The 13,174-nt window shown below is 63.4% G+C and carries 12 protein-coding genes; 9 read left to right on the top strand and 3 right to left on the bottom strand.

All coding sequences use genetic code 11. The annotated features are described in order from the left end of the window. Positions 1 to 176 precede the first annotated feature (176 nt). Together ACB032_RS06405 and cra are read right to left on the bottom strand one after the other, a co-directional pair. A complete protein-coding gene (locus ACB032_RS06405; protein WP_371137584.1) occupies positions 177 to 1,370 on the bottom strand; it encodes an aromatic amino acid transport family protein in 1,194 nt (397 codons plus the stop codon). A gap of 306 nt (positions 1,371 to 1,676) precedes the next feature. Then, on the bottom strand, positions 1,677 to 2,663 hold the full coding sequence (gene cra / locus ACB032_RS06400) for a catabolite repressor/activator (protein WP_029300974.1): 987 nt from the start codon (positions 2,661 to 2,663) through the stop codon (positions 1,677 to 1,679). A gap of 305 nt (positions 2,664 to 2,968) precedes the next feature. On the opposite strand from cra, the gene fruB reads away from it, so the two are divergent. From fruB to ACB032_RS06380, 4 genes are all read left to right on the top strand, one after another. After that, positions 2,969 to 4,069, top strand: coding sequence for a fused PTS fructose transporter subunit IIA/HPr protein (gene fruB, locus ACB032_RS06395; RefSeq protein ID WP_371137583.1), 1,101 nt, complete (start codon positions 2,969 to 2,971; stop codon positions 4,067 to 4,069). Further along, entirely contained in the window at positions 4,069 to 5,058 is a 990-nt protein-coding gene (pfkB, locus tag ACB032_RS06390; protein ID WP_371137582.1) for a 1-phosphofructokinase, read from the top strand. The genes fruB and pfkB overlap by 1 nt, the downstream gene beginning before the upstream one ends. Beyond that, the gene (locus ACB032_RS06385) at positions 5,055 to 6,791 is read left to right on the top strand and encodes a PTS fructose-like transporter subunit IIB (RefSeq protein WP_371137581.1); all 1,737 of its coding nucleotides are present in this window, start codon (positions 5,055 to 5,057) and stop codon (positions 6,789 to 6,791) included. The genes pfkB and ACB032_RS06385 overlap by 4 nt, the downstream gene beginning before the upstream one ends. Before the next feature lie 187 nt (positions 6,792 to 6,978). Further along, the gene (locus tag ACB032_RS06380) at positions 6,979 to 7,548 is read left to right on the top strand and encodes a glucose-6-phosphate isomerase family protein (RefSeq protein ID WP_371137580.1); all 570 of its coding nucleotides are present in this window, start codon (positions 6,979 to 6,981) and stop codon (positions 7,546 to 7,548) included. A gap of 21 nt (positions 7,549 to 7,569) precedes the next feature. Here ACB032_RS06380 and ACB032_RS06375 read toward each other — a convergent pair whose 3' ends face one another. Further along, positions 7,570 to 8,577 (bottom strand): LacI family DNA-binding transcriptional regulator, encoded by a 1,008-nt coding sequence (locus ACB032_RS06375; RefSeq protein ID WP_016350646.1) that lies wholly within the window; start codon positions 8,575 to 8,577, stop codon positions 7,570 to 7,572. A gap of 212 nt (positions 8,578 to 8,789) precedes the next feature. On the opposite strand from ACB032_RS06375, the gene ACB032_RS06370 reads away from it, so the two are divergent. Genes ACB032_RS06370 through ACB032_RS06350 form a run of 5 tightly spaced genes read left to right on the top strand, consistent with a single transcriptional unit; the run spans position 8,790 to position 13,161 of the window. Beyond that, a complete protein-coding gene (locus ACB032_RS06370) occupies positions 8,790 to 10,556 on the top strand; it encodes a class I mannose-6-phosphate isomerase (protein ID WP_371137579.1) in 1,767 nt (588 codons plus the stop codon). A 5-nt stretch (positions 10,557 to 10,561) separates the two neighbouring features. Continuing rightward, entirely contained in the window at positions 10,562 to 10,993 is a 432-nt protein-coding gene (locus tag ACB032_RS06365) for a PTS sugar transporter subunit IIA (protein ID WP_371137578.1), read from the top strand. 9 nt (positions 10,994 to 11,002) lie between these two features. Beyond that, positions 11,003 to 11,497 carry a PTS sugar transporter subunit IIB gene (locus ACB032_RS06360; protein ID WP_016350649.1) on the top strand — a complete coding sequence of 165 codons (495 nt, stop codon included), beginning with the start codon at positions 11,003 to 11,005 and terminating at the stop codon, positions 11,495 to 11,497. A gap of 12 nt (positions 11,498 to 11,509) precedes the next feature. After that, the gene (locus ACB032_RS06355) at positions 11,510 to 12,313 is read left to right on the top strand and encodes a PTS mannose/fructose/sorbose/N-acetylgalactosamine transporter subunit IIC (RefSeq protein WP_371137577.1); all 804 of its coding nucleotides are present in this window, start codon (positions 11,510 to 11,512) and stop codon (positions 12,311 to 12,313) included. After that, positions 12,313 to 13,161: a PTS system mannose/fructose/sorbose family transporter subunit IID gene (locus ACB032_RS06350; RefSeq protein ID WP_052143503.1), complete on the top strand. Its 849-nt coding sequence runs from the start codon at positions 12,313 to 12,315 to the stop codon at positions 13,159 to 13,161. The genes ACB032_RS06355 and ACB032_RS06350 overlap by 1 nt, the downstream gene beginning before the upstream one ends. Positions 13,162 to 13,174 lie beyond the last annotated feature (13 nt).

Below are 13,174 nucleotides of genomic sequence, written 5' to 3'. Positions count from 1 at the left end.
CAGGGTGTCGATGCATGGTGCATATATGAACGTTTGATGCATCAGGGAGATGATCACCGCGCAGGCGGACCCCTTTATATCGATGGCATATACCGATGGCATAGAAAAAGCCCCGCCAACTGGGTTGGCGGGGCTTTTTCTTTTTTGCTATCGGGGCATGCAATACCGGCTCTGGCTTAGAGCGCGGGCAGCAGCCCCATGCTGACGCTTATCTGCACCCCGACGATCAGCACGCCCATGGCGCCGGCAAGGCCCAGCGCGATCACGCCGCCCGGGGCGCGGTAGTGGTGCGCCTCGGCCCGCTTGCGGCTCTGCCACACCAGGGCCACCGGCAGCAGCACCGCCAGCACCGCCAGCGCGATGGCGGCGTAGCCGAGCGCCATGATGAAGCCCTGCGGGAAGTAGAGGGCAAACAGCAACGGCGGCACGAAGGTGATCATGCCGGTCTGGGTGCGGCCCTGCCAGTTGTCCTTTCGGCGGGTCACCTTGGCCATGAAGTCGAACAGTCCCAGCGTCACCCCGAGGAAGGAGGTGGCCAGCGCCAGATCGGCGAACAGGTGCATCGCCTGGTTGAAAGCGGGCCAGCTCACCAGATTGCCGACGTTGGCCAGCAGGCTGTCCAGCGCCCCGCCGGTCTGGATCAGGGATTGCTGACCGAGCAGCCCCAGGATGGCGATTTGCCACAGCACGTAGAGGATGAGCGGCAGGGCGGAGCCCCACACGAAGACCCGGCGCAGCTGCTTGGGGCAGTCCCCCAGGTAGAGCATCACGCTCGGGATGGAGCCGTGAAAACCGAACGAGGTGAAGATGACCGGCAGGCCTGCCAGCAACAAGCCCTGACCGAGCGGCATGGAGAGCAGGTGCTGCCCCTCGGCGCGCGGCAGCAGCAGCCCGAGGACGGCCACCATGATCACCAGCTTGACGGTGAACATCAGTCGGTTGAGGTAATCCACCTGTTTGGTGCCGACGCAGACCATGCCGCCAAACAGCAGGGTGAAGGCCCAGGCCGCCTGCTCCTGGCTGAGGGGTAGGCCGGCATCGGCCAGCGCCTGGGCCAGCAGGCTGCTGCCGCCGCTGATGTAGGCGGAGGCCAGCGAGTAGAACAGCATCAGGATGCAGAAGGAGGCAATGCGCTTGCCCCAGGGGCCGAGCAGGTGATCCGCCAGCTGGTGCAGGTACCACTTGCCGGTGTTGAGGCTGGCTTCCACCTGCAGCATGGCGGTAAAGGCCATCAGGCCCCAGAGACCGATCATCAGCAGCAGGGTGGCGGGCCCGCCAAGAGAGGAGGAAGCCAGCGGCAGGGCCAGCATGCCGGCGCCTATGGTGGTGCCGGCAATCAACAGGGTACATCCCAGGGTTTTGGTATTCATGGTGTCCATCCGAATCGAGAAACTGCGCCGTGCGCAGCAGGCATATGAGGTGTTGGCAAGGCGCCTCCGGGGTCGAGACCGGAGGCTAGCAATATCGGAGTGAACCCATCGTTACGAAAAATCCGCTGGTTGTAAAAGATGGTTGCCAACTTAGCGAATTAAAATGTTGGATACAAGCGTGTAAAGGCGGATTTTGTACTGGGTGGACAGAATGAGTGGAAATAAAAGATGACAGGAGTGCGCTTTGACGGGTGAAAAAACGCGCCGCTGCTAACCGGGTCGCAGCGGCGCGCGATGTAGAGAGTATCAGCGGCGGCGTTTGAGGGTACGGCTCACATAGTGCAACCCGCACTGATATTCACCGCCAATCGCCTTGAGGGCCAGATCCAGCGCCTGGCTGGCGAGGGCATCGTGCTGCTGGGGCAGGGAGTTGATGCCGAAGGGGAGAAAATCGAGCAGGCGATCGTCGCCGAAGGTGGCCATGGCCAGCCGGCTCATGTCGGTCTCCTGTTCCAGCAGATAGTCGAGCACCCCCTCCATCAGGATGTAGGAGGTGGCTACCAGTGCCTGGGGCAGCTGGCCGAGCTGTTGATGCAGCGTCTTGATCAGGCGGTAGCCCTCGGCGCGGGAGAAGTGGGCCCCTTCACACAGATGGCAAGCCGTGCTGTGGCTGGCGACGGCCTGCTCGAAGCCTGCCTTGCGTTCACGGCTGATCGTGAGTGCCGGCAGCGCGGTGATCAGGGCGATGTGCTTGATGGCCGGCGAGAGCAGGGAGGCGGTGAGATCGCAGCTTGCCTTCTGGTTTTCGCTGGCCACGGTGACGAACTTGTCGGCCGCCATGGCCCGGTCGATGGCGAGCACCTGGATGCCGCGCGTCTGCAGGCCGAGGTAGAAGGGATCTTCGGGTGGCAGGCAACTGGCCACCAGCAGCGCATCCACGTGGCGGCTGGCCAGCATCTCGGCCAGTTCTTTTTCGGTGGCGGGGTCATCTTCCGAGCAGACGATCAGCAGCTGATAACCCTGTACTCGCGCCCCTTGCTCCAGCCGTTTGGCGAGCTTGGCGTAACTGGCGTTCTCCAGGTCGGGCAGGATGAAGCCCAGGGTCTTGGTCTGGCCACCACGCAGGGAGGCGGCGCGGCTGTCCGGCTGGTAGTTGTGGGCGGTGACCACCGCCATCACCTTGTCGCGGGTGGCCTGGCTGATGCGGTATTGGTCGGCCTTGCCATTGATCACATAGCTGGCCGTGGTGCGCGAGACACCGGCGAGGGCGGCGATTTCATCCAGTTTCATCATGTTGGCTCTGTTTGAGTTGCAAGGCCCACGGGCACTGCCTGGTGAGGGCACCGAAAAGTGTGCGCGGGATCATATCATTGAAAAGCACTCTTTGTGGGTACTTGATCAATTCGCTGAAACGATTCAGTCTGAGTGTAAGTGAAACGATTCAGCTTGTCAGCAGACAATCGATGGCCGGGCATAAAAACCGGGTATGACCCGCGAAGGGATGCAATCCGGTCTATTGTCAGCAGGCGAGTGGTACGAATGGTTATGTTTGATGAGCCGGTACGGTCAGGCCGCCCGGCACCTGATGGAGAATCTCTATGTTGAAGTTGGCGCGACAGCAGATCCTGCTGGGGCAGTCGGTGGCGACCAAGGCCGAAGCCATTGCCCTGTTGGCAGGCAAACTGACCGAAGCCGGTCTGGTGGAAGCGGGATATGTAGATGGCATGCTGGCGCGTGAAGCGCAGCACGCCACCTATCTTGGCAGCGGCATCGCCATTCCCCACGGCACCACCGACACCCGGCATCTGGTGAAGAACACCGGCGTCATAGTGGCCCAGTTCCCGCAGGGGATCGAGTGGGACGAGGGGCAGATCGCCTACGTCGCCATCGGCATCGCCGCCAAGTCCGACGAGCATCTGGGCATTTTGCGCCAGCTCACCCACGTGCTGGGTGACGAGCAGGCGGCGGCGCAATTGAAAGAGGCCACCGATGCCGACACCATCATCAATATCCTGACCGGTGCGACGGCGGCCAAAGAGGTGCAGTTTCTGGCTCTGGCCGACTTCCCGACCGACGATCGCGACCAGTTGCTGCTGGGCGCCGCCGCCCGCGCCAAATCCGCCGGCTGGGGCGATGCCGCCATGGTGAGCGCCCTGCTGGCAAGTGAACCCGCCTACCTGGGCGGGGGCATCTGGCTGGCCCGCGCACAAGCGGCTCAGACCGGCTGGGTGCTGGCCACCCCGAGCAGTGTGCTGAGCGCAGGGGAACAACCGGTCAGTGCCCTGCTGCTGCTGTGCGCCGCAGATAGCGGCCATCTGGCGCAGCTCGACAACCTGGCCAAACTGGCCGCTGCCGGTCAGCTGGCTACGCTGGCAGGGGGCGAGGGGTTGGCCATGCTGCAAGCGGGGCCGGCCAGCGGTCTTTCCGACACCTTCACCATCATCAACCCCCATGGGTTGCACGCCCGTCCGGGCGCCATGCTGGTCAAGGTGGCCAAAGAGTTTGAATCAGATATCCGGGTAGCGAATCTGGATGGCAGCGGCGAGGCGGTCTCCGCCAAGAGCCTGATGAAGGTCATCGGCCTTGGCGTCAAGTGCGGGCACCGTCTGGCGTTTCGCGTCGAAGGCCCGGATGCCGAAGCGGCGCTCAAGGGCATAGGCGCCGCCATTGCGGCCGGGCTGGGTGAGGGGGCGCACTGATGGACATAGTGACCATCACCCTCAATCCGGCGCTCGATCTCACCACCCGTCTCGAGGCGATGAGTCTGGGCGAGGTGAACCTGGTGAGCGAGGCCAACCTGCGCGCGGCGGGCAAGGGGATCAACGTCGCCATGGTGCTCAAGGACTTGGGCCGCGAGGTGGGTGTCACCGGCTGGCTTGGCGCCGATAACCAGCAGAGCTTTGCCTCCCTGTTTACGGAGCGTGCCCTGGCCGATCACTTTGTGCGCGTGGCAGGCAGCACCCGCATCAACGTCAAGATTTCCGAGCAATCCGGCCGGGTCACCGATCTCAATCTACCGGGGCTCACCATCCACCAAGAGGAAGTTAGCTCTCTCGAGCAGGCCATCGACGAACTGGCAGCGCGCGCCGACTGGTTCGTGCTGGCGGGCAGCCTGCCCAAAGGGGTGACCCCCGATTACTGCGCCCATCTGATCCGCCTGCTCAAGGCCAGAGGCAAGCAGGTGATCTTCGATTGCAGCGGCGCGGCGTTAAGCGAAGGGATCAAGGCGGCACCGACCCTGGTCAAACCCAATCTGGAAGAGCTGAGCCAGTGGGCGGGCCGCCCCATCAAGACTTTGAGCGAGCAGGCCGAGTGTGCCCGCGCGCTGCAGACCAGCGGGATCCCCAACGTGGTGATCTCCAACGGCGCCGATGGCCTGATCTGGTTTGCTCCGGATGCCGTCTGGCAGGCGATTCCGCCGCGCATGCAGGTGGTCAGCACGGTCGGAGCCGGCGATTCCCTGGTGGCAGGCCTCGCCCATGGTCTCAGCCTTGGCTGGGCGCCGGAGCAGACCCTGCGGCTGGCCACCGCCGTCTCGGCGCTGGCGGTCAGCCAAGTGGCGGTCGGCTTTAGCGATATCAGTGTGCTCAACCCCTTGCTTGAACAGGTGCGCGTACAGCGTCTGGATGCGCTGGCACCGGTTCAATGCCATACCCCCTCAATGGAAAACTCAGGAGATGCCCAATGAAAGCAATCTTGGTTACGGCTTGCCCGGCGGGCATTGCCACCAGCTTTCTCGCTGCAAAACGGATAGAACAGCAGGCCAAACTGGCTGGCTGGGAGCTCACCCTCGACGTCGGCTCCAGCGTGCAGCCCCGCCAGGTACCGAGCAAGGAGCAGATTGCCGCGGCCGACCTGGTGCTGGTTGTCGCCAGCGCTTCGGTGGATCTCGCCGCCTATGATGGCAAGCGGGTCTATCAGGGCAGCATGGATCTCGCCTTGCAGGATCCGGCCGCCTTGCTGGACGCCGCCGCCAGCGGCGCCAGCGTCTATCGCCATCAAGCCGCCTCCGCCGTTGCCAATGCTGCCGCCAAACCGGCCGCCGCTGGCAAGCGCATCGTCGCGGTGACTGCCTGTCCGACCGGGGTGGCCCACACCTTCATGTCGGCAGAAGCGCTGGAGACCATGGCCAAACAGCTGGGTCATCAGATCCGCGTCGAGACTCAAGGCTCGGTCGGTGCCCAGAATGCCCTGACTGCCGAGGAGATTGCATCCGCCGATCTGGTGTTCCTCGCCACCGACATCGAGGTGGACATGGCCCGTTTCGACGGCAAGCCGGTCTATCGCACCAGCACGGGCGCGGCGCTCAAGAAAACCCGTGCCGAGCTCGACAAGGCCTGGACCGAGGCGAAAACCTATCGCCACAGCGGTGCCAGCCAACCCAAGAAAGAAGAGAAGGCTGGCCCCTACAAGCACCTGCTGACCGGGGTCTCCTTCATGCTGCCCATGGTGGTGGCGGGCGGCCTCATCATCGCGCTCTCGTTCGTGTTCGGGATCGAGGCGTTCAAGGTGGAAGGTACCCTGGCCGCGGCCCTGATGAAGATCGGTGGTGGCTCCGCCTTTGCCCTGATGATCCCGGTGCTGGCCGGCTACATTGCCTACTCCATCGCTGACCGTCCGGGCCTCGCCCCCGGCATGATCGGTGGCATGCTGGCAAGTTCCTTGGGCGCCGGTTTCCTTGGCGGCATCGTGGCCGGTTTCCTGGCCGGTTACAGCGCCAAGTACCTGAGCGACAAGGTGCGCCTGCCGGTGACCCTGGAAGCGCTCAAGCCTATCCTGATCATTCCGCTGTTTGCCAGCCTGTTTACCGGCCTGGTGATGATCTACGTGGTGGGTGGCCCGGTGGCCGGCATCATGAATGCCATGACCACCTTCCTCAACAACATGGGCTCCGCCAACGCCGTGCTGCTGGGTGTCATCATCGGTGCCATGATGTGCTTCGACATGGGCGGCCCGGTCAACAAGGCGGCCTACGCCTTCGGGGTCGGTCTGCTGGCCTCCAAAACCTACGCCCCCATGGCAGCGGTAATGGCCGCCGGTATGGTGCCGGCACTGGGGATGGGGATCGCCACCTTCCTGGCCCGCACCAAGTTCATCAAAGCGGAGCAGGAAGCAGGCAAGGCCTCCTTCGTGCTGGGTCTGTGCTTCATCTCCGAGGGGGCCATTCCGTTTGCCGCCAAGGATCCGATGCGGGTCATCCCGGCCTGCATGGTGGGTGGCGCTCTGACCGGTGCGCTCTCCATGCTGTTCGGCTGCGAACTGATGGCGCCCCACGGCGGTCTGTTCGTGCTGTTCATCCCCCACGCCATCAGCAACGTCATGATGTATATCGTGGCGATTGCGGCGGGCTCGCTGCTGACCGGTGTCTCCTACGCCATGCTCAAGCGCGGTGAAGAGCAGGCCAAACTGGCCACGGCATAAGCCACCAGCCAGCAACACGCCATACAAGAGAGCGGCCTTTGGGCCGCTTTTTTATTGCCCAAATTTATTGTCCAAAAAGTGACGAGGATAGGGCAACCTGGCTTGTGGTTAATAGATTAACCCTCTAGCGTGGAACCCCGAAGGGCGCCGCTGCGCCTGCCGATAACCCGATCCCCAGGAGCAGATGATGATCCCCATGATCCCCCCCATTCTCGACTTTGCGACCGGCAAGTTAGGTGGTGCCGAGCTGGTGGAAAAGAGCACCACCCTGGCCGACCTGCAGGACCTCTTTGCCGACTCGTACGCCGAGGCGGCGCTGCCGCCCGAGACACGGCTCTATCGGGTCGCCATGCTGCCCGGCCATGGCGGCGAGGGGGATCTCAACATGGGGGTCACCTATCTGGAGGCGGGCCGGGTCGGCCAGGAGTTCTTCATGACCCGCGGTCATCTCCATGCGCGCGCCGAGCAGGCGGAATATTACTTCGGGTTGTGCGGGCAGGGGTTGTTGCTGCTGCAGGATATGGCCGGTGCCTGCCGGCTGGAGCAGGTCTTTGCCGGCAGCGTTCACCATATCCCAGGCCATGTGGCCCATCGACTCATCAATACCGGCGAGACGCAGCTCTCGGCGCTGGCGGTCTGGCCCGCCGTCGCCGGCCACGATTACGAAGCGCTGGGAGCGCGCGGCTTTGGCCTGCGGGTGCTGGCCGGGGAGGATGGCACGCCCCGCATTGTCACTTCTGCTGGGCAAGCCACTTGAAACAGCGCTTGCGGCGGCCCGCTAGGGGCTGCCGCAGGATTGGCGCACCACCAGGGTGGGGGGCAGTATGATGCTCTTGGCCGGTTCGTCGTTGCCGGCCATCCGCTCGAGCAGCAGCTCGCCGGCTTTTCGGCCGATCTCTCGCGACGCCACCGAGACGGTGGTGAGGGGCGGGTCCACCAGCGCGGTTTCCGGCAGATCGTCAAAGCCCACCAGTGCAAAGTCCTGACCGATGACCCGCCCCAGCTTGCGCAGCGCCAGAATGGCGCCGAGCGCTACCACGTCCTGATAGCAGACCGCCGCCGTCACCTCGGGATGCTGTTCCAGCAGCGCCGTGATGGCACGGGTGCCTTCCACCCGGCTGGCGCCGCAGCCGATGATCCACTCCGGCCTTGGGGAGATGCCGTGTTCGAGCAACTTGCTCATGTAGCCGCCGAGGCGCTGGGAGCGACTGATGGAGGCAGGATTGCCCCCGACAAAGGCGATGTGGCGGTGACCCAGCTTCAGCAGGTGTTCGGTCGCCAGCTGGCAGCCCAGGAAATTGTCGGTGCCGACGAAGTCGATCGCCACGTCCGGCACCGGCCGTACGATCAGAATGGTGGGCATGCGGCGGCGTTGCAGGCTCTCGAAGAAGCTGCGGGGGGTGGTCTGGGTGGCGCAGATCACCATGCCGGCGGCGTTGTTGCGCTGCAGCGAGTCGGTGAACTGCTGCTGCCGGGTGGCCGACTCCTCGCTGTTGGCCAGAAACAGCATCAGATCGTGATGCTCCATCTCCCGGCTCAGGCCTGCCGTCATCTCCGCATAGAAGGGGTTGGTGATGTCGTGCAGCAACAGACCGACCTGGTTGCTGCTCTTGTTGCGCAGGTTGGCGGCGGTCTGGTTGTAGACATAGCCGAGCTCGTCGATGGCCCTGAGTACCCGCTGGCGGGTGTGCTCGGAGATGCGCCCCTTGTTGCGCAGGGTCATGGAGACGGTGGCAGTCGACACCCCCAGATGGCGGGCGATGTCGGCAACGGTCACATTGCTCATGGGATGGATCCTGTCAGGGAGTAGGTCTCAAAGGTATATCGATTAACCTTTTATTGTTAACTTGCCATGATGAAATTGCCGTCATGATCACATATTTCGCCCATATTTGCGATCAAATACACCATTTTATGAGGTTAATCTTGTTTATCAGGTTGTGGTTAACAGGTTAATCGATTTATCTCTTTCGTAGATGTCAACGAGAGAGCAAGCCAATGATTCATTCGAGTTACGTCTCCAACTACGACAAATTCCCGGAAGTGGTGGTCGCCGGCCATGAGGGCGCCGCCTGTGCCGGCTGGCACGAGATAGCCCGGCGACTGCAGGCCGCGGCAGACCGGCAAGGTGGGGCAAGGGTGGTGCTGGTGATCGACTGCTATCACGGCGTGGATCAGGGCGAGCTCCATAGCCAGCTGCTGACAAGGCTTGGGCCCCACACGCTCATCGATGTGGAGCAGGCCCGCCTGCCCGAATCAAAAGTGCTGGCGATGCTGGAGCGCTTCATCACCGAGGACCGGGTGTTTGGCGTGCTGGCCCCCCACAAGATGGTGGAATTTTTTGACCCGGCCGCGCTGGCTAGCCTGCAGCGGCAGGTCGCAGAGATAACCGGTGGCCTGGTGGTGGTGATGGGCAGTGGCGCCTCACTGGTGGCGAGAGGGGATGTGCGGGTCTATGCCGATCTCGCCCGCTGGGAGATCCAGCAGCGACTGCGGCGCAAGGAGCTGGGCAACTGGGGGGCTGGCAACGAGGAGGAGGACATACTGCGCCGCTACAAGCGCGCCTTCTTCATCGAGTGGCGGGTGTTTGACCGCCATAAACTGGCCCAGCTGCCCACCATCGATTTCCTGCTCGATACCAACACCCGAGGCAAGCCGACCCTGGTGACGGGGCAGGCGCTGCTGGCGGGGTTGCATCAGGCGGCGCGCCAGCCGTTTCGGGTAGTGCCCTTCTTCGACCCCGGGGTCTGGGGCGGGCAGTGGATGAAGCAGGTGTGCGATCTGGACCCGGCTCAACCCAACTATGCCTGGTGCTTTGATTGCGTACCGGAAGAGAACAGCCTCTACCTGCGCATTGGCGAGGTGCGGGTGGAGATCCCGTCGCAAAACCTGGTGCTGTGCCAGCCCAGCGCCCTGCTCGGGGAGCGGGTACATGCCCGCTTTGGCGCCGAGTTCCCGATCCGGTTCGATTTTCTCGACACGGTGGGGGGGCAGCCGCTCAGCCTGCAGGTGCATCCGCTGACCGAATACATCCAACAGGAGTTCGGCATGCACTACACCCAGGACGAGAGCTACTACCTGCTCGATGCCAAACCGGGCTCTTGCGTCTACCTCGGCACCCGCACCGGTATCGACCCGCAGGCGATGCTGGCGGAGTTGGCCGCCGCCCAGCGCGGCGAGAAGCCTTTCGATGACGAGCGCTTCATCAACCGCTTCCCGGCCCGCAAGCACGATCACTTCCTGATCCCGGCCGGGACCGTCCACTGCTCGGGAGAGGGGGCCATGGTGCTCGAGATCAGCGCCACCCCCTACATCTTCACCTTCAAGCTGTGGGACTGGGGCCGGGTCGGGCTCGATGGCATCCCGCGCCCCATCCATCTGGCGCATGGCAGCAAGGTGATCCAGTGGGAGCGCGACAGCGACTGGACCCGCGAGCACCTGGTCAATCGCATCGAGCCCATTGCCGAGGGGCCGGGCTGGCGCGAGGAGCGCACCGGGCTGCACGAGCGGGAATTCATCGAGACCCGTCGCCACTGGTTCAGCGTGCCGGTGGAGCACGACACCGGCGGCACAGTGCAGGTACTCAATCTGATCGAGGGGCGAGAGGCGACGGTGGAGAGCCCCGACCATGCGTTCGCACCGTTTGTGGTGCACTACGCCGAGACCTTCATCGTCCCGGCCTCGGTGGGGCGCTATCGCATCCGCCCGAGCGGCGAGAGTGAAGGGGCGACCATCGCCACCATCAAGGCCTATGTGAGGGGGTAACCAAGATGCTGAGGATCCTTATCGCAACCCATGGTTCACTGGCGCCGGCCCTGCTGGCCAGCGCCAGCATGGTTTACGGCGAACTGCCGGCGGTGGCGACCGTCTCCCTCACCGAAGAGGGGGGGATCGAGGCCTTTCGCAGCGAGTTTGAACAGACCCTGCGCCGCCATGGCGCGGGGGCTGACGGGGTGTTGGTGCTGTGCGACATGGAGTGCGGCACTCCCTACAACGTGGCGTGCCGCTTTGCATTTGACCCCGAATGGCCGCAGCCGGTAGCCGTGGTGACCGGGGTGAATTTTCCCATGCTGCTGATTAGTGCCGACTGGCTGGCGGCAACCGATGTGCACGAGGCGGCCCGCCAGTTGCTGGCCCAGGCGCTGGAATCCATGGTGATCGCGGCCCCGGCGGTTGCGCACCAGCAAGACGACAACTTCTAGGAGAGCGAGATGGCCATTTCATTTGTACGCATTGACGATCGGGTGATCCACGGTCAGCTGGTGACGCGCTGGGCCAGGGAGCTGCCTTGTGACGGCATCGTCGCGATCGATGACGAGGTGGCGGCCGATCCGCTGCTCTCCCAGGTGATGATCGGTGCCGTGCCTGACACCCGGGTGTGGCTGTTCGACGTGGCGACGGCGATTGCCAAGCTGCCCAAGGTGATCGCCAGCGACAAGCGCTACTTCGTGATCGGCAAGTCGCCGGTCACCCTGCAGCGGCTCTGCGCCGCCGGCATCTCCCTTGAGAACCACAACGGCAAGATCAACGTAGGGCCCATGAGTGCCCGCGAACAGACCACCACCATAGGCCCCAACCAGTCGGTGACGGCGCAGGAGATCGCCGCCTTTGACTACCTGGCCGGCCTTGGCCACGACATTGACTTTCGGCTGGTGCCGGACGCCAGCCACTACAGCTGGGCGGATGCCCAGAAAAAGCTGAAATAGGGAGCAGACATCATGTTTCTGGAAGCAACACTCATCGGGATACTCTGTTATCTCGGTGCCCTCAGCAGCCCCTGGCTGCTGGGATTGACCGGGGGCTGGTACACCATCACCCGTCCGCTGGTCTCGGGCATGCTGGTGGGGGCCATCCTCGGTGATATCCAGACCGGGATCCTCATCGGGGTGGCGGTGCAGGCGGTCTATATCGCCATGGTGACGCCGGGCGGTTCCATGCCGGCGGATCTCAACTTCGTTGCCTTTCCGGCCATTGCGCTGGGCATACTGTCGGGCAAGGAGCCGTCGGTGGCGGTGGCCATTGCCGCCACCATCGGCATCGCCGGCACCATCCTCTTCAACTTCATGATGGTGCTCAACTCCTACTGGAACCACAGGGCCGACGTGGCGCTGGAGCAGGGGGACGAGAAGGGGGTCTACCTCAACAGCGCCATCTTCCCGCAGGCCAGCAACTTCGTGCTGCGCTTCGTGCCCACCTTCATCGCCGTCTATTTTGGCAACCAGTACATCGAAGGCTTCATGAACAGCCTGCCGGAGCTGGTGATCCGCACCATGACGGTGGTGGGCGGCATACTGCCGGCGGTCGGCATCGCCATCCTGCTCAAGCAGATCATCAAGCAGAGCAGCATGCTGATCTACTTCCTGGTGGGCTTTGTCGGCATCGTTTTTCTCAAGCTCAACATGGTGGGGCTGGTGATGATCGGCGCCCTGCTCGCGCTCATCCACTACAACTACAAGCCGGAGCCGCGCCCTGCGCCGGCTGCCCGCTCTGCCACCCAGACCGACGATGAGGATGAATTTTGATGGACGCAAAGCTGCAAGCGGGTCAGCCGGTGAACAAGGCGCCGGTGGCCCTCACTCTCAAGGATCTGCGTGCCTGCTGGCGCGCCTGGATGATGTACAACCTCTCCTCCATGAGCTTCGAGCGACTCGAATCCTTCGGCTTCTGCCTTGGCATGATGCCGGCGCTGAAAAAACTCTATCCCGGCAAGGCGGAGCGGACGGAGGCGATGAAACGCCACGCCTCCTTCTACAACACCGAGCCTCAGCTTGGCGCCATCATCAACGGGCTGGCGGTGGGGCTGGAGGAGAAACGGGCCAACGGCGAGCGGATCGATGGCGAGACCATCAACACCCTGAAAGTGGGGTTGATGGGGCCCATCGCCGGGATCGGGGACTCCATGATCCCGGGCATGCTGGTACCCATTCTGCTTAGTATCGGCATGGCGCTGGCCGCCGGCGGCAGCGTGCTGGGGCCGCTCTTTTACATCATCAGCTTCAACGCCATCGTCATCACCGGCTCCTACATGCTGTTCATGAAGGGCTACCGGATGGGAACCGGCTCGGTGGAGGCACTGGTGAGCTCGGAGTCGGTCAAGCTGCGCGAGGCGCTCTCCCTGCTCGGGGTCTTCGTGATGGGCGGGGTGGCGGCCAGTTACGTCAATCTCTCCACCGGGCTCGATTTCGTCACCTCCGATGGGGTCAACATCCAGCTGCAGGCCATGCTGGACGGCATCTTTCCCAAACTGATGCCGCTGCTGGTGGTGCTGGGTACCTGGTATCTGATGGCCAGACGCAACGTCTCGCCGGTCAAGGCCATGCTGGGGCTGCTGGTCGTGGCCTTTGTCGGGGTCGCCGTCGGACTCTTCTAGGCCGATCGAGGAT

Source organism: Aeromonas sp. S5(2024), from assembly GCF_041403025.1.
Classification (GTDB): domain Bacteria; phylum Pseudomonadota; class Gammaproteobacteria; order Enterobacterales; family Aeromonadaceae; genus Aeromonas; species Aeromonas hydrophila.
The sequence above is the reverse complement of the archived record's forward strand: the minus strand, read 5'-3'. Positions and strand labels throughout refer to the sequence as shown.